Source organism: Streptococcus oralis, assembly GCF_003943825.1.
GTDB lineage: Bacteria > Bacillota > Bacilli > Lactobacillales > Streptococcaceae > Streptococcus > Streptococcus oralis_CD.
Map to the genome: position 1 here is coordinate 266,059 of NZ_RJNJ01000001.1, position 21,100 is coordinate 287,158.

At 43.7% G+C, this 21,100-nt stretch carries 11 protein-coding genes and 1 pseudogene; all 12 read left to right on the forward strand.

The genetic code is table 11. The features are described 5' to 3' along the window. Nucleotides 1–48 precede the first annotated feature (48 nt). The 12 genes and pseudogenes from D8863_RS01245 (at nucleotide 49) to secA2 (ending at nucleotide 21,092) form a co-directional block, all read left to right on the forward strand. Nucleotides 49–1,593, forward strand: a complete 1,545-nt coding sequence (locus D8863_RS01245; protein WP_000155101.1) for a peptide chain release factor 3 — start codon at nucleotides 49–51, stop codon at nucleotides 1,591–1,593. A gap of 136 nt (nucleotides 1,594–1,729) precedes the next feature. After that, entirely contained in the window at nucleotides 1,730–3,091 is a 1,362-nt protein-coding gene (locus D8863_RS01250; RefSeq protein ID WP_125440844.1) for an AAA family ATPase, read from the forward strand. Next, complete coding sequence (locus D8863_RS01255; protein ID WP_125440845.1) at nucleotides 3,084–3,959, forward strand: DUF4435 domain-containing protein; 876 nt, start codon at nucleotides 3,084–3,086, stop codon at nucleotides 3,957–3,959. The genes D8863_RS01250 and D8863_RS01255 overlap by 8 nt, the downstream gene beginning before the upstream one ends. Before the next feature lie 430 nt (nucleotides 3,960–4,389). Further along, a pseudogene (locus tag D8863_RS01260) lies at nucleotides 4,390–4,727 on the forward strand (peptide chain release factor 3); the annotation flags it as partial. Between the two features lie 760 nt (nucleotides 4,728–5,487). Beyond that, complete coding sequence (locus D8863_RS01265) at nucleotides 5,488–11,193, forward strand: accessory Sec-dependent serine-rich glycoprotein adhesin (RefSeq protein WP_125440846.1); 5,706 nt, start codon at nucleotides 5,488–5,490, stop codon at nucleotides 11,191–11,193. Nucleotides 11,194–11,412: 219 nt separating this feature from the next. After that, nucleotides 11,413–12,639 (forward strand): glycosyltransferase, encoded by a 1,227-nt coding sequence (locus tag D8863_RS01270; RefSeq protein WP_125440847.1) that lies wholly within the window; start codon nucleotides 11,413–11,415, stop codon nucleotides 12,637–12,639. A 15-nt stretch (nucleotides 12,640–12,654) separates the two neighbouring features. Beyond that, the gene (locus tag D8863_RS01275) at nucleotides 12,655–13,884 is read left to right on the forward strand and encodes a glycosyltransferase (RefSeq protein ID WP_125440848.1); all 1,230 of its coding nucleotides are present in this window, start codon (nucleotides 12,655–12,657) and stop codon (nucleotides 13,882–13,884) included. A gap of 85 nt (nucleotides 13,885–13,969) precedes the next feature. Then, nucleotides 13,970–15,187, forward strand: coding sequence for an accessory Sec system protein translocase subunit SecY2 (secY2, locus tag D8863_RS01280; RefSeq protein ID WP_125440849.1), 1,218 nt, complete (start codon nucleotides 13,970–13,972; stop codon nucleotides 15,185–15,187). Nucleotides 15,188–15,196: 9 nt separating this feature from the next. After that, nucleotides 15,197–16,777 (forward strand): accessory Sec system protein Asp1, encoded by a 1,581-nt coding sequence (asp1, locus tag D8863_RS01285; RefSeq protein ID WP_125440850.1) that lies wholly within the window; start codon nucleotides 15,197–15,199, stop codon nucleotides 16,775–16,777. Then, a complete protein-coding gene (gene asp2 / locus D8863_RS01290) occupies nucleotides 16,761–18,290 on the forward strand; it encodes an accessory Sec system protein Asp2 (protein ID WP_125440851.1) in 1,530 nt (509 codons plus the stop codon). The genes asp1 and asp2 overlap by 17 nt, the downstream gene beginning before the upstream one ends. After that, on the forward strand, nucleotides 18,287–18,727 hold the full coding sequence (gene asp3, locus D8863_RS01295) for an accessory Sec system protein Asp3 (protein WP_125440852.1): 441 nt from the start codon (nucleotides 18,287–18,289) through the stop codon (nucleotides 18,725–18,727). Before asp2 ends, asp3 begins: the two co-directional genes overlap by 4 nt. Continuing rightward, nucleotides 18,714–21,092 (forward strand): accessory Sec system translocase SecA2, encoded by a 2,379-nt coding sequence (gene secA2 / locus D8863_RS01300; RefSeq protein WP_438827520.1) that lies wholly within the window; start codon nucleotides 18,714–18,716, stop codon nucleotides 21,090–21,092. The genes asp3 and secA2 overlap by 14 nt, the downstream gene beginning before the upstream one ends. Nucleotides 21,093–21,100 lie beyond the last annotated feature (8 nt).

The window sequence follows — 21,100 nt, forward strand, 5'->3', positions numbered from 1 at the left end:
CTTAGCTACTGAAATAACTAAAAATAGAGAATCAAAGAAAGAGAACTTATGACTATTCAAGAAGAAATCAAGAAACGCCGTACCTTTGCCATCATCTCCCACCCGGACGCCGGGAAAACAACCATCACTGAGCAGTTGCTCTACTTTGGGGGCGAGATTCGTGAGGCTGGTACGGTTAAAGGAAAGAAAACAGGGACTTTTGCCAAATCTGACTGGATGGATATTGAGAAACAACGTGGGATTTCGGTCACTTCATCTGTTATGCAGTTTGACTACGATGGCAAGCGCGTGAACATCCTCGACACACCAGGGCACGAGGACTTCTCAGAAGATACCTATCGTACCTTGATGGCGGTGGATGCTGCGGTCATGGTCGTGGACTCTGCCAAGGGGATTGAGGCCCAAACCAAGAAATTGTTTGAGGTTGTGAAGCACCGTGGCATCCCAGTCTTTACTTTTATGAACAAGCTGGACCGTGATGGTCGTGAGCCGCTGGACCTCTTGCAAGAACTAGAAGAAGTCCTTGGCATTGCGAGCTATCCAATGAACTGGCCAATCGGGATGGGGAAAGCCTTTGAAGGGCTCTATGACCTCTATAACCAACGCTTGGAACTCTATAAAGGGGATGAGCGTTTTGCCAGTCTGGAAGATGGAGATAAGCTTTTTGGAAGCAATCCTTTCTACGCTCAGGTTAAGGACGATATCGAACTCCTTCAAGAAGCTGGGAATGAGTTTTCAGAAGAAGCTATTTTAGCGGGTGAATTAACACCAGTCTTCTTTGGTTCAGCCTTGACAAACTTTGGGGTGCAGACCTTCCTTGAGACCTTCCTTAAGTTTGCTCCAGAACCACATGGCCACAAGAAAACAGATGGCGAAATTGTGGATCCTTATGACAAGGATTTCTCAGGATTTGTCTTTAAAATCCAAGCCAACATGGACCCTCGTCACCGTGACCGCATTGCCTTTGTCCGTATCGTATCGGGCGAATTTGAGCGTGGGATGAGTGTTAACCTTCCTCGTACTGGGAAGACTGCCAAGCTTTCTAATGTCACCCAGTTTATGGCGGAAAGTCGTGAGAATGTGACCAATGCCGTGGCAGGTGATATTATCGGGGTTTACGATACTGGTACTTATCAGGTTGGGGATACCTTGACAGTTGGAAAAAATAAGTTTGAATTTGAACCACTGCCAACCTTTACCCCTGAGATTTTCATGAAAGTTTCTGCTAAGAACGTTATGAAACAAAAATCTTTCCACAAAGGGATTGAGCAATTGGTGCAAGAAGGAGCCATTCAGCTTTATAAGAATTACCAAACTGGCGAGTACATGCTAGGGGCTGTGGGACAACTCCAGTTTGAAGTCTTTAAGCACCGCATGGAAGGCGAGTACAATGCAGAAGTAGTCATGAGCCCAATGGGTAAAAAGACCGTTCGTTGGATCAAGCCTGAGGACTTGGACGAGCGCATGTCCTCAAGCCGCAATATTTTGGCCAAGGACCGCTTTGACCAACCAGTCTTCCTCTTTGAAAATGACTTTGCCCTCCGCTGGTTTGCGGACAAGTATCCAGATGTGGAGTTGGAAGAAAAGATGTAAAAAATAATTACATTACGCAGTAAAATAATTCTTCATGTTTTGACTGTTAGCCTCATGGTAAATTGATATTTTGGTTTATATTATAAGGTTAGAACGTTTGAAGAAAAAGTTTCAGAGTATGAAAGTGAGAAAATAAGTGAGTGACTTAAATAATTTTAGGATAAGTTCATTTTCAATTAATGGTTTGTTCGGAACATTTAATCATAGTGTTTTTTTAAAAGATGATGGAATTACTATTATTATTGGGAAAAATGGAATTGGAAAAACATACTTTTTGAATGCCATTGATAATTTTTTTAGCCTTAAGTGGGAGTTTTTTATAGATTTAGAATTTGATTCAATTGAGTTTGTATTAAATGACGGCTCTCGATGGAGTGTTAACAAAGTAGAACGAGACGATAAATTATTATTTGAAATCAACGAAAGCGGAAAAAAAGAAGAATCCTTTGAATTTGATTTAACTATCTTGGAGAATATTTCAAAACGTTCTTATTATTCTCCATCAGATATCAATCAAAAGGCTATTGAAATATCTAAAATTATGCCTACAATAAATAAGATAAGTTATAATAGATTTTTAGATGAGGAAACTGGTCTCCAGTATTCAAGAACTGAACTAATTGAAGAATTTGGGAATCAGCTTGTTCAGAGAAGAGTTTATTCTCCTATTGAGAAAGAGAAAATAACAGGTAAAATAGCTAAAATAATTGATGCTAATAAAACAGAATTTGTTGAAACACAACGTATTTATAATATTGAAGATGGGGAACTAGCTACTCGAGAAAATATAACATACTATGCTAAAGAATTGGTTCGGATGATAAACGAAACAGAAAAAGAATACAATGAAGTATCAGTGAAGTTGGATTCGAATTTTGTTTTTGATTTAGTTAATTATTCCCAAAATAATCCAGTTGATGAACATAGTATACTTAATCGCTATAACGAATTGATTGAAAAAACTCAAATGTTATCAAGGATGGGATTATTATCTTCTGAGGAGAATCGAAAAGCGATAACTAGTGAGCAGGCAAAAGAGTCAGCAAATGCTATTGATTTATACATTAGAAATACAGAAAAGAAATTAAAGAAATATGATAAACTGAAGAACAATGTTAGTTTGTTCAAAAAAATAATCAATGAAAGATTTGAACATAAAGAATTGTACATTGATAGAGATAAAGGATTTTTAGTCAAATCAACATCGGAAGAGCAAAGAATTATTCCATTACATAAACTGTCTTCGGGAGAAAAAAATGAGTTTAACCTATTTTTTAAACTAATATTTTTGACAGACAGAGACTCAATTATTTTAATTGATGAACCGGAAATTTCATTGCATGTTGAGTGGCAAAATGCCTTTATACAGGATTTGCAGGGAATTATAGAAAAAAATAACTTTAGAGTGATTATAGCAACACATTCACCAGATATTATTGATGACAACTGGGCACTTACTAATGATTTAAGTGGTGTTTTGGAGAGTTCGAATGAATAGTATGACTAATGGAATGAATTCAATAAGGTATCAAAATCGTTATAGAATGTCTGAAAATAATAATCAATTTCAGGTTTATGTTGAAAGCGAGACAGATGTTATAGCGTATAGAAAATTTTTTTCTATAAAACATAAAAATATGAAATTTGTTCCAGTAAAAGGGTGGGAAGAAGTAGTCAAACTTGTCACTACTTCTGATCTAAACGTAGTTGAACAACGGAGGACTATTGGAATAATAGATGCGGATTTAACTCATATTACTGGAGAGAACAGAACAAACTGTAATAGGGTCTTTTTGACAGATTATCATGATGTGGAAACTCTTTTTCTATCTTTGTTTAATATACAATCTTTTATCGATTCTGGTGAAATAAGAGAAGCGGAAAATCCTCTTGATAAAGCAAAAGAAATAAGTTTTGAAATTGGTTTATATCGTTATGTAAATAATAAAGACGGAGATGATAAATTTAAACTGAGGTTCAGTGGTCAAAATGGAAAAAAGAAATTACCATACTTCAAAAAGTCGTTTTATAAAAAAATAGATTCGATAAAAAAAGAGATTATTGATCTTCAGTATGATTTAAGTCCGGATTTTGTATCTAATAGAAAAAACTATGTTAAACTTTTAGAAGAAGAGATTTGCAGTATAAACAGAGAGGAATTAGAAGATTATCAAATTATTAATGGACATGATTTTTTACCAATTTTTATGAAACTATTTAATGATTCTGCAAAAGCGTATAATTTTGGAGAGGGTAAAGAAAGAGAGTTTTGGAATTTTATACTTCTAGTGGTTGATTCATATCACTTTCAACAGACTATCTTATATAAAGATATTTCAAACTATATCACAGAGAGTGTAGATTAAGTATCTCTATTGTACTGACCCCAAAAAGTTAGACAATTAAAAAAGAGGCAGGACAGAAACTACTTCTAGATATCAAAAAACGAGCATTTCCGTAAATGGAGATACTCGTTTTCCCATGTCATTATTTTTTCAGCTTAACTGTACTCAAGAATGAAATTGCTGTGTGGTTTTATTTTTAAGATAGTTTTTCGTTAGCCAATTTCTTGTAGGCTAGTGTTAACAAAATTCCCTAAACTCCGCCCCAATGTGGGACGGAGTTTAGGAGGGCTTTTAGGTCGCTAATCGGTAAACAGCTTCAGCATAGATATCCATTTTTTATTCTATAAAATTTTAAAAAAATTTTATAGATGGTAGAAAAAATGAATTTTTCTGAGATAAAGAGCTGGTTGAAACAAAAAAATCCCTTAGACTAGGAAGATTGCTCTAGTCTAAGGGAATGGAACGGTTGGTACAAGAAGGAACCATCCAGCTTTATAAGAATTACCAAACAGGTGAGTATATTCTAGGTGCTCTGTTGGACAACTCCAGTTCGAAGTCTTTAAACACCGTATGGAAGGCGAGTATAACGCCGAAGTGGTCATGAGCCCAATGGGTAAAAAGACAGTTCGTTGGATTAAACCAGAAGATTTAGATGAACGTATGTCTTCAAGTCGAAACATCTTGGCTAAAGATCGCTTTGACCAACCTGTCTTCCTCTTCGAAAATGACTTTGCCCTCCGCTGGTTTGCCGACAAGTATCCAGACGTGGAGTTGGAAGAAAAGATGTAACTCAGCACCAACAATTGGAACTAAAGTTCCTAATTGTTGGACGCTAGTCGCTATTTGGCGAACTAGCTAACTGCCTTACTAACTACGTTTGGCAAATAGAATCGATTTGCCAAACTCCGTGTCGTAGTGTAAAATTGGCTTACCTAAACGCTTCACTAGGAAGAATCCACGAATTTTATCGATTCGTAGATTTTTCCGTTGTAACGGGTAGTGAGAGGGCTAGCAACCTGCCTCACTAATTCATCGGCGAAAAATAATCGTTTTCGCCTCTTCGTGTCGTAGATTACGGCTATTAATTAGTGTGGCATTTTGCTTAAATGCGTCTTAAAAAACTCCGCGAATGGTTTCGATTCGTGGATTTTTTCGTTGGAAAGGATAGAAAGTTACCTCGGCTACCGGCCTCACTAGTTCATTTGTGAAACTACCTTTAAATACTCTACTCCTAAAAGTCTGTGGATGCTATTGATTCATGGACTTTTTCTATATTTTGAATAAAAATCAATTCCCTGAGTGATTGGAATTATTTGCTCAATTTTTAAAGCATATAGAAATGGTTAAAAAATAAATAAAATATATTAATAGAACAATAAAATGAAGATTATATTGAAAAAACAGAATAGATTTGAAATCAAGTTATTTTTGAAATCATTTTCTTTCTTTAGGATATATTATAGATATTGAATTGTCAGTATATTTGGTATATAATAAAAAGATAGTATTTTATAGGTGAATAGATTTTTTTCAAGTTGAGGGGATGAACATGTTTTTTAGACGCCAGAAGGGTGAATATAGAGAAACAGACCGTGTAACTCGGTTCAAATTAATCAAATCAGGGAAGCATTGGCTACGGGCCTCGACTTCCCTTTTTGGCTTATTTAAGGTGATGCGTGGAAGTGCGGATACGAGCCAAGTAAAGACAGAAATGGTTGAAAAGCAAGAAGGTCAGAAGTTGACCGGCTTGGATGTTTTGAAAGGGATAGCAGCTACGGGGACAATCTTAGGTGGTTTTGCTGCGACGCAAACGCGTGTTTATGCCAATGATGCAGTCGCTGTTGAAAAGACTGTAGAATCAAAAGATACCCTGGCGACGAGAGATTCAGTAGTGCTAGGGACGACACAGGATCATCAAGATACGGCGAGTCTGTCTTTGTCTACTAGTCAAAGACAGTCATTGTCAGAATTGAATTCACAAAGTGCTAGCCAATCTGCCTCTACGAGCCAGTCCATCAGTGCCTCAAGCTCTTCTAGTATGAGTCAGTCGATGAGCCAATCTGCTTCTACTAGTCAATCTTTGGCAAACAGTCAAAGTGTAACTGCTAGTTCAAGTGAATCCCTTGGAACACAAAATCAAGCGAATAGTAATCTGTCAGAGAGAGCTTCAGTTGGTGTTCAAAGTCAGTACCAAGCAAGTGAGTCAGCTCGGGAGACAGTGAAAGAATCACAACCTTCAAAAGAATTAAAAGCAGTTGATTTTTCTACAGAATCCTTACCTCAAAGTCAGTCTGGTCGTGTAAAGAATGAAGGTGTGACGGCTGAATCGAGTCTGACTATGACTTCTGTAGCCTTGACAGAAAAGCAAAGTGAAGAAAAACGGAAGAAATTAGAGGCCTTGTCTGCTGAGATTGGGCAGTTTCTAACTCAAGCGCAGGGACTTCCAAACTCGGATGAGGCAATTGCCAAGGCTAGTCTAGCGAAGAATGAGATAGCAGAAGCCTTGAAAGGGGAGGCTTCTGACCTTGCTACTATCTTACAAAAAGCTACAGAAGTTCGAAATAGCATTGCAAATGCTGTGTTACGTGCCAACTCTGGACTTCGTGACAGCAGAAACGGACAAGCTTTGACCCAAGCTTCAAATACCGCTAGCTTCAGAGCTGCTAGGGATACAGAGAAGCCAGAACGAACACGAATTGTTACGAATGAAGGAGCTACAGTTGATGGTCAACTGATTAGAGTTTATCGTGAAGAACGTTTCGAAGCGACTTTTGAGTTCACTGATAATAGCGGACGAATTGAGCATGCGAGGGTTGAAAAGTATCCGACGGTTGCTTTAGTGCCAAGAGGCAAAACAGTAGATACGATTACTTCAAGTAATGTTAAAAACGATGTTCATACAATAACAACAACTGTTCCGACTGAAAAATTTGGACAAGATGGCAATGCAACTTCCACTAATCCTTTTAAAGTAACAGCAAGTGGCTCTATCAGTAAGTCAATTCAAGCAGGCGGTTTGTGGACGCGTTATATCTACACATATGACCAAGCAAATAATTATAATGGGAATGATGTAGATACAAATAAAAAATCTGTAACAGAAAATCCTGCAGCTATTCAATTTGTAGCTGTTGCGCAAACTGAAAAATATACAGCAGTCGCTAAAGGGAATTCATCTCAAACCTTAACTTTGAATTCTGGGCAAACAACCATTTCTGTTGGTGAAGCCAGTCAGTACATTACGAATGCAGCAGGTACTCCAGAACTTCCAACTACAGGAATAACTCCAGGTACTCAGACAACCTATACTTGGAAATCTGGAACCAATACGAATTTGTCTGCTGGTCGGCATACGTTGACTGCAGTGGTAACTTATCCAGATGGAAGTACGGATGAAGTAGAGATTCCGATTGAGGTTCGCCCTCAGACACCTAGAATTGAGGAACGTTTCCTTAACGAAAAAGGTGGTCTCACAAATCAAGCGATTACGGTAGATGGAGTGACTCCAGGTGGGACTGTTACTCTTACAATTGCAGGGGAAACATTCACCAAACAAGCAACGGGGAGCTCGACTAGTGTAACCTTTACTGCAAATGAGTTGAAGAAGGTATACGATCGTAATGGAGGACGACTTCCTAGTGGACCGGTGACTGCAAGTACGACAGTGAATGGTTTGGTTTCAGATGTGTTTAATGGACAAATCACGCCAAATCAAGCGTCAATTTCAGTAAGTAATAGCCAATCAGCGTCCGTAAGTTCGAGTCAATCTGCATCAGTAAGTGCCAGTCAATCCGCCTCAGCGAGTGCGAGCCAATCCGCTTCAGCGAGCGCTAGTCAGTCAGCGTCATTGAGCTCCAGCCAATCCGCTTCAGTAAGTTCGAGTCAGTCCGCATCGGTGAGCTCAAGTCAATCTGCCTCAGCGAGCGCTAGTCAGTCAGCCTCAGCGAGTGCGAGCCAATCCGCTTCATTGAGTGCTAGTCAATCTGCATCTGCAAGTTCTAGCCGGTCAGCGTCTGTAAGCTCCAGCCAATCCGCTTCAGCAAGCTCAAGCCAGTCCGCCTCGGTAAGTTCGAGTCAATCAGCGTCATTGAGCTCCAGCCAATCCGCCTCAGTCAGCTCCAGCCAATCTGTTTCAGCGAGTGCTAGCCGATCAGCGTCAATGAGCTCAAGTCAATCCGCATCAGTAAGTTCGAGCCAATCCGCTTCAGTGAGCTCAAGCCAATCTGTTTCAGCGAGTGCTAGCCGATCAGCGTCAATGAGCTCAAGTCAATCCGCATCAGTAAGTTCGAGCCAATCAGCTTCAGTGAGCTCCAGCCAATCTGTTTCAGCGAGTGCTAGCCGATCAGCGTCAATGAGCTCAAGTCAATCCGCATCAGCGAGTGTCAGCCAATCAGCTTCAGTGAGCGCTAGTCAGTCCGCATCAGCGAGTGCAAGTGAATCGGCTTCCGTAAGCTCGAGTCAATCCGCCTCAGCGAGCTCGAGTCAGTCTGCCTCTGTAAGTTCGAGTCAATCAGCGTCTGTAAGCTCAAGCGAATCTGCCTCAGCAAGCGCGAGCCAATCCGCTTCAGTGAGCGCAAGTCAATCTGCATCTGCAAGTTCGAGTCAGTCCGCATCAGTGAGTGCCAGCCAATCCGCATCAGTAAGCTCGAGTCAGTCAGCCTCAGTCAGCTCAAGCGAATCTGCCTCAGCGAGCGCTAGTCAGTCTGCCTCAGTGAGCTCCAGCCAATCCGCTTCATTGAGTGCAAGTCAGTCAGCCTCAGTCAGCTCAAGCGAATCAGCCTCAGCGAGCGCTAGTCAATCCGCTTCAGTAAGCGCAAGCGAATCCGCTTCAGCGAGTGCTAGCCAGTCAGCCTCAGTAAGCGTAAGTGAGTCTGTATCGGCAAGTGCAAGTCAATCAGCGTCATTGAGCTCCAGCCAATCTGCCTCAGCCAGCACAAGCCAGTCCGCATCGGTGAGTGCGAGTGAGTCCGCCTCAGTAAGTGCTAGTCAATCCGCCTCAGTAAGTTCAAGCCAGTCAGCTTCAGCGAGTGCGAGCCAGTCTGTCTCAGTAAGCTCGAGTCAATCTGCATCTGCAAGTGCTAGCCAGTCTGAGTCAGTGAGCGCTAGCCAGTCAGCTTCGGTAAGTTCGAGCCAGTCAGCCTCAGCCAGCGCGAGCCAATCCGCTTCTGTAAGTGCGAGTGAGTCAGCTTCAGTCAGCTCGAGCCAGTCTGCATCATTGAGCTCGAGTCAATCGGCTTCAGTGAGTGCTAGTCAATCCGCTTCTGTAAGTGCGAGTGAGTCAGCTTCAGTCAGCTCGAGCCAGTCTGCATCATTGAGCTCGAGTCAATCGGCTTCAGTAAGCACAAGCGAATCGGCATCAGCAAGCTCCAGTCAATCCGCTTCAGTCAGCGCCAGTGAGTCAGCATCGGTGAGCGCCAGCCAATCAGCCTCAGCAAGTTCAAGCGAATCCGCTTCAGCGAGCGCAAGTCAATCAGCCTCAGTAAGTGCAAGTGAATCAGCCTCAGTAAGTTCGAGCCAATCAGCGTCTGTAAGCTCAAGTGAATCGGCTTCAGCGAGCGTAAGTCAATCCGCTTCAGTAAGCTCGAGTCAATCTGCATCGGTAAGCTCGAGTCAATCGGCTTCAGTGAGCGCAAGTGAGTCAGCATCAGTAAGCGCAAGTCAGTCTGCATCGGTAAGCTCAAGCGAATCTGCATCGGTAAGCTCGAGTCAATCCGCCTCAGTAAGTGCAAGTGAATCTGCATCAGCGAGCTCGAGTCAATCAGCGTCAGTGAGCGCAAGTGAGTCAGCATCAGTAAGCGCAAGTCAGTCTGCATCGGTAAGTTCGAGCCAATCCGCATCATTGAGTTCGAGCCAATCAGTATCAGCGAGCGCCAGCCAGTCTGCGTCCGTAAGCTCAAGCGAATCCACTTCAGTTAGCGCTAGCCAGTCTGCTTCAGTGAGTGCCAGCCAATCAGCATCTGCAAGTGCGAGCCAGTCTGCTTCGGTAAGTTCTAGTCAGTCAGCCTCAGCCAGCGCGAGTCAATCAGCGTCAGTGAGCTCTAGTCAATCCGCTTCAGTGAGCGCTAGCCAATCTGCTTCTGTAAGTTCGAGCCAATCCGCATCATTGAGTGCAAGTGAGTCAGCCTCAGCGAGCGCCAGCCAGTCTGCGTCCGTAAGCTCAAGCGAATCCACTTCAGTTAGCGCTAGCCAGTCTGCTTCAGTGAGTGCCAGCCAATCAGCATCTGCAAGTGCGAGCCAGTCTGCTTCGGTAAGTTCTAGTCAGTCAGCCTCAGCCAGCGCGAGTCAATCAGTATCTGTAAGCTCAAGCCAATCTGTATCGGTGAGTGCTAGCCAATCTGCTTCAGCGAGCGCCAGCCAGTCAGCCTCAGCCAGCGCGAGCCAATCAGCATCTGCAAGTGCAAGTCAGTCAGCGTCAGTGAGCGCAAGTCAGTCTGCCTCAGTAAGTGCCAGTCAATCCGCTTCAGTAAGCTCGAGTGAATCTGCGTCAGCCAGCGTGAGTCAATCTGCTTCAGTAAGTTCGAGTGAATCAGCGTCAGCGAGCGCCAGTGAGTCTGCGTCGGCAAGTTCGAGTCAGTCAGCTTCAGTAAGTTCAAGCGAATCCGCTTCAGTGAGCGCTAGTCAATCCGCTTCAGTCAGCTCAAGCCAATCTGTGTCAGTGAGCGCCAGCGAATCCGCTTCAGCGAGTGCTAGCCAGTCAACGTCGGCAAGTTCGAGTCAATCGGCATCATTGAGTGCTAGTCAATCCGCTTCTGTAAGTTCGAGCGAATCTGCCTCAGTGAGCTCAAGCCAATCGGCATCAACAAGTACTTCAACTTCTGCAAGTATGCTAGCAGCCGAGTTGGCGTTGGAGAGTGCTTCGATCTCAGCAAGTACATCAGTGAGCGAATCTACTTCAACGAGCGCATCACTCTCAGCTAGCATGTTAGCCAGTGAATCGACTCTAGAAAGTGCTTCGATTTCAGCAAGTGTGTCTATGAGCGAGTCAGCGTCGATTAGCACTAGTCTTTCGATTTCAGATTCTATTAGTAGATCTGCGTCAGCAAGTGCTCTGGTATCTACTTCAACAAGCACCTCTCTCTCAATGGCAAACATTGCAAGTCAAGGTCAATCCGCTTCAAGCAAGCCGAAACAAGCCTTGCCAAATACAGGAGCGTCGACTTCGGTAGCATCTGCTTTATTGGGAGCATTGGCAGCTGTGACAGGTATCGGTCTTCTTGCCAAGAAGAGTCAGAGTGACGATCAAGAAAGTCATTGATAAGATATAAAAATCAATGAATAAATAGTAAAATGGAAAACCTTTGAAAACATGATTTTTCAAAGGTTTTTTCTATATGTGAGAAGGGGAAAATCCTCTTTTGAGTTTGAAATAAACTAGGGGAAAAGGTATAATAGGAAGGTGAGATAATCATCGAAAAAATCAGAACTATAGTAGTAGAAAAGTAGCCAAACGAATGTGAAAAGAAAAGGGGACGAAATGAAAAAAGAGCTTCAAAAAGCCATTGTGCTCGGTGGTGATAATGCATATATGGACAAGATTGAAACAACAATCAAGTCAATCTGCGCCCATAACCGAGCAGTGACTTTTTATGTTTTCAATGATGATTTGCCATCAGAATGGTTTCAGCTCATGGAGAGACGTCTAGAGCCTCTAGCCTCAAAAATCGTCAATGTCAAGATTAGTCATCAAGGTTTGAAAGAGTATCGTTTACCACTAGCCCACCTAAGTTATGCAACTTTCTTTCGTTATTTTATTCCTCAGTTTGTTAGCGAAGACCTAGCCTTGTACCTGGATTCGGATATTATCGTTAGATCAAACCTAGATCAACTCTTTTTAGAAGATATGGCAGACTGGCCAGTAGCTGCTGTCGCAGATGCTCTAGTTCCTAGCACTTTTAATGCAGGTGTCTTGCTGATTAATGTGGCTCTCTGGCGCCAAGAAAAGGTGACGGAGCACTTGTTGAGTTTGACAGACCAACTGCATGACCAAGTTTTTGGTGATCAGGGTGTGTTAAATCACCTGTTTAAAGGTCGTTGGAAACCTTTGCCAGCTACCTATAATTTTATGGTTGGTATGGATACAGTGGCTCGAAATTACCAGATGGATTCTTGGTATAGGGATTCTCTTGCTACTGAGAAGACAGCCAAGATTATCCATTATACAGGGGACAAGCCTTGGTACCAAATCAACCTCAATCGTTTCAGGGAGGACTGGTGGTTTTACTACGGACTAGAGTGGTCTGATATCGTCATGAAAAAATGTGATTTCCATAAAGGATTGGCATCTTTAGTTCAAGCTCCTCAGTATGCGACCGCTATTTTTACCAATACGTGTCACATAGAGCAAATCGAACACCTGATCCAAGAACTGCCAGATGTTGAGTTCTCTATCCTAGCTCATACCAATTTTGCGCCGGAAATCATGAACTTGCAATCGCATCTGAATGTACGCCTCTATCCTTACTTTAATCCAATGAATGTCAAAAAAGTCTTGGAAAAGATTGACTTTTACTTGGATATCAATCATGAGGATGAAATTGCAAACATTATCCAAGAGGTGCAGAAAAGAGAAATCCCTATATTTGCTTTTGAGACCACTAGTCATGACTTGAGTGGTTACAGTCATGTTTACTCACCAGCAGCCGTAGATCAAATGATCGAGTCTATCCGCACGCTTTTGGAGTCACAGAAGCAGTCGTTGTGAACTGAAGGAAACTAAATGAAAAAAACAATTGTTCTCGCAGGAGATTATGCCTATATTCGTCAGATTGAAACAGCACTTAAGTCTCTCTGCTACCATAATAGCCATGTCAAGGTCTATATCTTTAACCAGGATATTCCCCAGGAGTGGTTCCGTGCTCTCAGACCGATAGTAGAGCAAATGGGCGGTGAGTTGGTGGATGTCAAGATGCTTGGCGCCCAGTTTCAGATGAACTGGAGTAACAAATTGCCCCATATCAACCACATGACCTTTGCCCGTTATTTTATCCCTGATTTTGTCGAAGAGGATAAGGTACTTTACTTGGACAGTGATTTGGTAGTGACGGCTGACCTGACGCCCCTCTTTGAAATGGACTTAGGTGAAAACTACCTGGCTGCCACACCATCTTGTTTTGGAGTTGGGGTTGGCTTTAATGCAGGTGTACTCTTGATTAATAACAAAAAATGGCGAGCAGAAGCTGTGAGACAAGAGCTAGTTGAGTTGACGGAGCGGGAACACCAACATGTGAGTGAGGGAGACCAGTCCATCCTCAATATGCTCTTTCATGACAGCTATGCTCCTCTGGATCAGAACTATAATTTCCAGATTGGTTTTGACAGTGGGGCTGCATCGCATGGACATGAGTTTATCTTCCAGATTCCCCTAGAGCCCCTGCCAGCTATCTTGCATTTCCTATCTCAGGACAAACCGTGGAATACTCATTCGGTTGGGCGTTTGCGTGAGGTTTGGTGGCACTATCATCTGATGGAGTGGTCTGCTATTACTGAAAAATGGCGTCAGGCCGGAATTGACTATCCAGTCACAGTCTATCAGCCAGTTATGACTTGTGTTAATTTGACCAATTCTTGGCATCTTGAGAAAATCGACTATCTGGTTCAAGCCTTGCCAGAGGTGCATTTCTACATCGCAGCCTATACGACGATGGCACCTGAACTCATGCTCTTGTCACGTTTTGAAAATGTGACCCTCTATCCCAACACCTTCCCCCTCTTGGTCGAGAAACTGATCCAGCAGACAGATGTCTACCTCGATATTAACCACGATGACAAGTTGAGTATTGTTTATGACTATGTTTCACGCTTTGAGAAACCGATCTTGACTTTTGACAATACCCAGTCGCGGGAACTGCCTGAAAGTGCCTATGCAGGTATTTTCTCAGCAGAAAGACCAGAAGAAATGGTAGCGGCTCTGACAGCTTATCTGGACGAAAAAACTCACGAAAACTGAGATAGAGATTTGAAAATTCTAAGATGGAAGGACAAGATTGTTCCCGTGTGACAGGACAGAAAGATAAAATGAAAAGGAGGAGCTAGTGAAAGAATTTCGTTCATTGATAGCGGTAAAAAAAGGGATGCGCACCCTGTTTTTGCTCTTTATTTATGTGCTCGGGAGTCGTCTGGCTCTTCCTTTTGTTAACCTCAATAGTCGGGATTTTCTCGGAGGAGGCGTAGCCTATTTGGACTTTTCAGTAGCTCTGACTGGTGGAAATCTTCGCAGCTTCTCTCTCTTTTCCATCGGGCTTTCACCTTGGATGTCAGCTATGATCTTGTGGCAGATGTTTTCCTTTTCAAAGAAACTGGGCTTAAACTCAGTTTCTTCGGAAGTTCAGGATAGACGGAAAATGTACTTGACGTTAGGGATTGCCTTGATTCAGGCCTTGGCCTTGACTACAAATCTTCCTGTCCAAGCTCCCTACAATCCCTTCTTGGTCTTTCTCCTCAATACCAGCCTTTTGGTTGCGGGGACCTTCTTCTTAGTTTGGCTGTCGGATATCAATGCGTCAATCGGAGTTGGAGGCCCAATCGTCATTTTATTGGCGAGTATGGTTGCTTCACTCCCTCAGGACATCATCCAATCGGTCCAAGTTCATAAGATCTCCCCTTGGTTGCTTTTCCTGTTGCTGATACTTGGCGTCCTCTTTACCTATCTAGTTGTTCTCTTTTACCGAGCTAGATACCGCATCCCTATCAATAAAATCGGGCTCCATTCTCGCTTTAAACGCTATTCCTATCTGGAAATCATGCTCAATCCTGCGGGTGGCATGCCTTATATGTATGTGATGAGTCTCATGGGCTTGCCTTCCTATCTCTTGCTCTTGCTTCAACATCTGGATAAGGGCAATCCGCTCTACCCTGCCCTACTGGAGCAGTATGCGATGGGGAAACCCTTGTGGATCTATGCTTATATCCTTATCCTCTTTGTCTTTAGCATTGCCTTTGCCTTTGTTAATGTGAGTGGTCAACAAATCGCAGATCGGATGAAGGAATCAGGAGATTACATCTATGGGGTCTATCCGGGTGAGGATACCAGTCGCTTTATCAACCGTTTGGTTCTACGATTTGCTCTGATAGGTGCAGTCTTTAACGTTACCTTGGCTGGACTTCCAATCTTGTTTGTCTTGAAGGATGAGAGTCTGTTAAAAGTCAGCATGATTCCTGGACTCTTTTTAATTTTGAGTGGTATGCTATTTACAATTCACGACGAATTGCAAGCGCTCCGACTAAATGAAAGGTATCGGCCACTATTCTAGGAGGTTTTGATGTATTACTTTATCCCAGCCTGGTATGGCAAGGAACGTCCCTGGCATGCTGATTTGACACCTTGGTATTTTTCTCATTTTAAGCTAGAATTTGATGACACCTTCAATCAGATTCGCTTGATGCAACGCCAAGGGATTCCTGCCCATGTCCTCCTTTTGTCCTATCAGCCTCATCTGCGCTATTTTCTCCATCGCCAAGGTATTTTAGAAGCACCGGTTTATTCCTTATTTGATGAATTGCAGGATTTTCATGAGATTCGACCACAGGTCTTGCAACTAAGAGATATTGAGTGGGAAGAGGACTGCGAGTTTGTTTACAGTCCCTTTACCATTCTGGTGCTGAAGGATGGCAAGCCCTATGCTCAGGTAGAGCATGGGATAGAAGGTTTTATCAGTACGATTCAGTATTTCAAGGAAGATGGGCTCTTGTCTGCCAACTACCTGATGGATGATCGGGGACTGGTTTCCAGTGTGATTTACTACGAAGAGGGACAGGCTCTCTACCAAGACTACCTCAATCCCAAGGGACTGTGGCAGTTTAGAGAGTACTTGCAAGATGATGGCCGTATCGAGGTCAATCCTATCTTTGCTTTTCGTTTCCAAAAAGAGGCTTACCGAGATATGGGAGAATTGATTGCTGAGTTTTTTGACAAGAAAATAGCTCACCTTCCCGAGGAAGGAACGACCTATTTTCTGCCTGCTTGTGATCAGCACAATGCTTTCCTTTTAGAACGATTGCCTCACCAAACCACTAAGGTTCTCAGCCTTTTTATCGGACGAAATCCCCAAGAGAAACTACCTCAGTTGGCGAATTTGTTGCCTAAGGTGGACCTTGTTCTGGTCGACAGAGAGGACACCTTGCACTTGGCTCAGTCTGCCTTTCCAAATCAAGCAACGAAGTTTCGTCATTTATCACCTTTTGATACCCGCTTGGAGCTAGGAAAGAGTCAGACTCGGAAGGAGTCAATCCTCTACTATCAACTGGACTTTGAGCAGGGGATAGAGGACCAAGCGCTCTATCAGGTCTTGCATTTCCTTTCTGAAAACAAGGATACGGAGTTGGTCTTTGGAGCCTTTGCTGCTAGTCAAGAAGAAATGAAACAGCTGGAAACACGTGTTTCTGAAATGGTTGCAGAGCAGTCTCAAGACCAGGAACTGGAGAAGGAAGTTGATTACCAAGGAGCTGAAAATCCGCTTGAGGACAATCGCCATCAGAGCAAGCGCTATTCGTTTGTCAATATGCAGGATGAATCAGAGTTAATCAAGCAGCTGGAATTTGTTCGTTTGATTGTCGATTTGAACAGTCAACCTCTTCTTTATACCCAGATAGCGGGGATTAGTGCTGGTATCCCTCAAATCAATAGGGTCAAAACTGAGTATGTCAGCCATCAGAAGAATGGCTACCTGTTGGAAAACACTGCCGATTTTGCTCAAGCGGCCCATTACTATCTCGATAGCCTGCAGGTGTGGAATGATGCGCTGATCCATTCCATTGAAAAGATAAAGGAACACACTGGCGAGCAATTCCTGATCAAACTAGAGAAGTGGTTGGAGGAGGTGACTCATGGAAAAGAAGTATAAGATCTTGCAAATCGGTCCAGAGGATTGGCGAGATACACTTGTCCTACCAGCCCAACTAGACTGGTATCATGTTTCTCCCAACACATCGTCTGACATCCAGAAAATCATGGATGAGAATGACCTAGATCACTTTCATGCTGTCATTCTCACGGATGGGGCCTACCTAGTAGATTTGTTGTCTTTTGCGTCTAGCTTGGAACCCTATACGGTTTTCTATCCGGAGCAGTTTGCAAGTCAGGATAAAAACATTCAGAACCTCATCAAACAGCACTGCATGCAAGCGATGGACCTGTCTGACCGACAGAGCTTTGTTCGGGACCTCTCCACCTCCCTCTTTGAAGGTGGTTATGGAGACAAGCTGAATCCAGCTACGATAAGGATTCACCCGAGTTTTCAAGGCTCTGTCTCCTATCAAGGGTTTGAGCATCTGAAATTAGAAGGAGACTTTGGGAAGACCTATACCCAGATAGCCTCTTGGGCCTACAATCAGACCGTCCAAGCCCATTCGCCAATCGAACTCTGGCTCGAATATGAAAAAACTGGACCAGTGGAATTGCGTTTGCGTTTGCGAAAGATCCCAGCAGGATCCATTTCAGAGATTAGACAGGACATTCTCCTCGAGGAAGCAGACTTTGCCTCAGCAATCATTGTGGAGCAAGACTATGACGCTTATCTGAGCATTTCTCTTGAAGCGCGTGGTCAGGGAAAGGTCAACATCGGCAATCTCCATCAACGCTGGAGCCGGAAACAGTTTGGAAAGTTTATACTCGGTGGAAATATCCTGCATGATGAAAAACGTGAGGAAATCAACTATTTCTTTCACCCGAGAGATTTCAAGCCTCCTCTAGCGGTCTATTTCTCAGGTTATCGTCCGGCGGAAGGTTTTGAGGGTTACTGGATGATGAAGAATCTCCAATGCCCCTTTCTCCTCTTTTCGGATCCTCGATTAGAAGGAGGAGCCTTTTACCTGGGAACTGAGGAATTAGAAGATAAAATTCAAGCAACCATCCAGTACTATTTAGACTATCTAGGCTTGGATAGAAGTGACTTGATCCTATCTGGCCTGTCAATGGGAACCTTCCCCGCCCTCTATTATGGCTCTCACTTTGAGCCCAAGGGTATCGTAGTCGGAAAACCCTTGACAAATCTAGGAACCATCGCACAGCGGGGACGGCTAGAGGCGCCAGGAGTCTTTCCAACTAGCTTTGATGTTTTGCACCTTCAGACAGGAGGAGTGAGCCAGAAAGACATGAAGGACTTGGATCAACGTTTTTGGACTCGATTTAAACAAGCTGATTTTTCCCAGACGACCTTCGGCCTTTCTTACATGAAGGACGAGGATATGGATAGTGGTGCCTATGACCAGCTAGTGGAAACTCTTTGCCAGACAGGAGCCAAGATCTTGTCTAAAGGGACAGCAGGTCGACACAATGATGACACAGGAACAAACGTTGCCTGGTTTATTCATTTTTATAAGATGATACTAGAAGAATACGGAAGAGGTGAGACATGATTATCATCAAGAGAGAGGATATTAGGTGGGGTGAGATGGGAGCCACTTATCTTTACGGGAGCCAGATCACCTATCATGCAGACGGTCATGTTACCCTGAAAAATCCTTTGCTGGCTTCAGGTGAAACCCTTAAAACCTGGTTTTCTAGTGTCAACTACCAGGCTACTAGAAGTCAGCCCAACCTCCCTCTTCTTAAGAAAAATCATACCTACCGTCTATCTATGAAGATGCAGGTTCAACCGACCAATGGCCTCTATCTCAAACTGACTTTTTTAAACCGTTATGAGGAAATCATTGAGGAGAAGATTGAAAGGCAATTTTCTTTTAGCTTCACCTATCCTGAAGCGGCCTACACCTACCGTCTTTCCTTGATTAGTGCAGGTTTTGAGGCTCTTGACTTTGTTTCGTTTTCTATTGAGGAGGATGCTGGTGTTTAATCATTTGTATCAGGAAAGACAACTGAGAAAGGTCAAGAAGCTTTTAAGCCAAATTAACGCCCTCAAAAAAGAGATGGCAGCTCTCAGTGATGAAGAAATAGCTGCAAAGACAGAGGAGTTTCGCCAGCGTCTTGCCCAGGGAGAAACCGTGGATGAGCTATTGGTAGAAGCCTATGCCCTTGTCCGTGAGGCCGATAAACGGGTCTTGGGTCTCTTTCCCTATGATGTGCAAGTCATGGGAGCCATTGTGATCCACCAAGGAAATGTGGCTGAGATGAATACGGGTGAAGGCAAGACCTTGACTGCCACCATGCCCCTCTACCTCAATGCCCTAACAGGAAAAGGCAGCATGCTGGTCACGACTAATGACTATCTGGCTAGACGGGACGCAAGTGAAATGGGTCCAGTCTACCAATTTTTAGGTCTAACTGTCGGTCTGCCCTTTTCAGAGGATCCAAAAGAGGACTTGACTGCCGAAGAGAAAAGAAAGATCTACACCTCAGATATCGTCTACACGACCAATAGTGTCCTGGGCTTTGACTATCTCAACGACAATCTTGCCTCCACTCGTGAGGGGAAATTCCTGCCTCCCTTTAACTATGTCATCATTGATGAGATTGATGATATTCTACTCGATAGTGCCCAAACTCCCTTGATTATCGCAGGCTCTCCCCGCGTCCAGTCTAACTATTATGGGATGATTGATACCCTAGTGACGACCTTGGTCCAGGGAGAAGACTACATCTACAAGGAAGAAAAAGACCAAGTTTGGTTGACCCGAAAGGGGGCCCATACGGTTGAAGGATTCCTAGGAATTGATCATCTCTACAAGGAAGAGTACGCCAGTTATGTTCGGCATCTGGTCTATGCTCTTAGAGCCCATACGCTCTTTACCAGAGACAAGGACTACCTGGTTCGAGGGGAAGAAATGGTCTTGTTAGACAAGGGAACAGGGCGTTTGATGGAAATGACCAAGCTTCAAGGCGGTCTCCACCAAGCCATCGAAGCCAAGGAACATGTGAAGCTTTCTCCTGAAACCAGAGCCATGGCTTCAATCACCTACCAGAGTCTCTTTAAGATGTTTCGCAAAATCTCAGGTATGACAGGAACGGGAAAGGTGGCAGAAAAAGAGTTTTTCGAAACCTACAATATGGCTGTCATTCGCATCCCAACCAATCGCCCACTTAGGCGGATTGACCATCCGGACAATCTCTATGTGACCCTCCCTGAGAAAGTCTATGCTTCTCTCGAAGCTATCAAGACTTACCACGCCAAAGGCAATCCGCTCCTGATCTTTGTCGGATCTGTTGAAATGTCCCAGCTTTACTCGTCCTTGCTCTTGCGAGAGGGGATTTCCCACAATGTCCTCAATGCCAATCATGCGGCGCGTGAAGCCCAGATCATCGCAGAGTCTGGACAGATGGGGGCAGTGACCGTTGCGACTTCTATGGCAGGTCGCGGGACAGATATCAAACTCGGTCCAGGTGTTGCAGACTTGGGCGGTTTGATTGTGATTGGTACCGAGCGGATGGAGAGCCGACGGATTGACCTGCAAATCAGAGGTCGTTCTGGCCGCCAGGGTGATCCAGGCATGTCTCAATTTTTCGTGTCGCTTGAAGATGATGTGATCAAAAAGTTCGGGCCGTCTTGGGTTCACGACCTGTATCAAGACTACCAAGTGGAAGATATCAGCAAACCCATCCTACTTAAGGCTCGCAAGTACCGCAATCTCGTCAGAAAAGCCCAAGAGGCTAGTGATAGTGCCAGTCGCTCTGCACGCAGACAAACCTTAGAGTATGCGGAAAGCGTCAATATCCAGCGTCAGATGGTCTACAAAGAAAGAGATCGTTTGCTAGATGGGAGCCGTGATTTAGGGCATATCCTTGAGGACATACTGGTAGACTATACCAAACAAATCTCAGAAAAAGCCTATAGCAGCCCCCAAGAACTCTTTCACTTTATCGTGACCAATATTAGCTTTGGGATGAGAGAATTACCAGATGATCTGGATTTAGCTGATGCAGATCAGATTCGGGAGTTACTAGAGAAAATAATAGCCAAGGAAATCGCAGCTAAAAAGGAAGTCCTCCAACCTCACCAGCTTTATGATTCTTTTCTGAGAATATCCATGCTCAAGGCTATTGATGACAACTGGGTTGAGCAAGTCGACTACCTCCAACAGCTCAGTCTAGCAATCGGGAGCCAGTCTGCTTCTCAAAAGAACCCTATCGTGGAGTACTATCAGGAGGCCTATGCAGGCTTTGAAACCATGAAGCAACAAATCCGTACAGATATGGTACGCAATCTTCTCATGGGGATTGTGGAAGTAACGCCCAAAGGTGAGATTCTCACCCATTTTCCATAAAAAGAGGA

Coding starts and splice junctions, on each gene's coding strand:
- D8863_RS01245 (WP_000155101.1), top strand. CDS start 49: ATGACTATTCAAGAAGAAATCAAGAAACGCCGTACCTTTGCCATCATC.
- D8863_RS01255 (WP_125440845.1), top strand. CDS start 3,084: ATGAATAGTATGACTAATGGAATGAATTCAATAAGGTATCAAAATCGT.
- D8863_RS01265 (WP_125440846.1), top strand. CDS start 5,488: ATGTTTTTTAGACGCCAGAAGGGTGAATATAGAGAAACAGACCGTGTA.
- D8863_RS01270 (WP_125440847.1), top strand. CDS start 11,413: ATGAAAAAAGAGCTTCAAAAAGCCATTGTGCTCGGTGGTGATAATGCA.
- D8863_RS01275 (WP_125440848.1), top strand. CDS start 12,655: ATGAAAAAAACAATTGTTCTCGCAGGAGATTATGCCTATATTCGTCAG.
- asp1 (WP_125440850.1), top strand. CDS start 15,197: ATGTATTACTTTATCCCAGCCTGGTATGGCAAGGAACGTCCCTGGCAT.
- asp2 (WP_125440851.1), top strand. CDS start 16,761: ATGGAAAAGAAGTATAAGATCTTGCAAATCGGTCCAGAGGATTGGCGA.
- asp3 (WP_125440852.1), top strand. CDS start 18,287: ATGATTATCATCAAGAGAGAGGATATTAGGTGGGGTGAGATGGGAGCC.
- secA2 (WP_438827520.1), top strand. CDS start 18,714: ATGCTGGTGTTTAATCATTTGTATCAGGAAAGACAACTGAGAAAGGTC.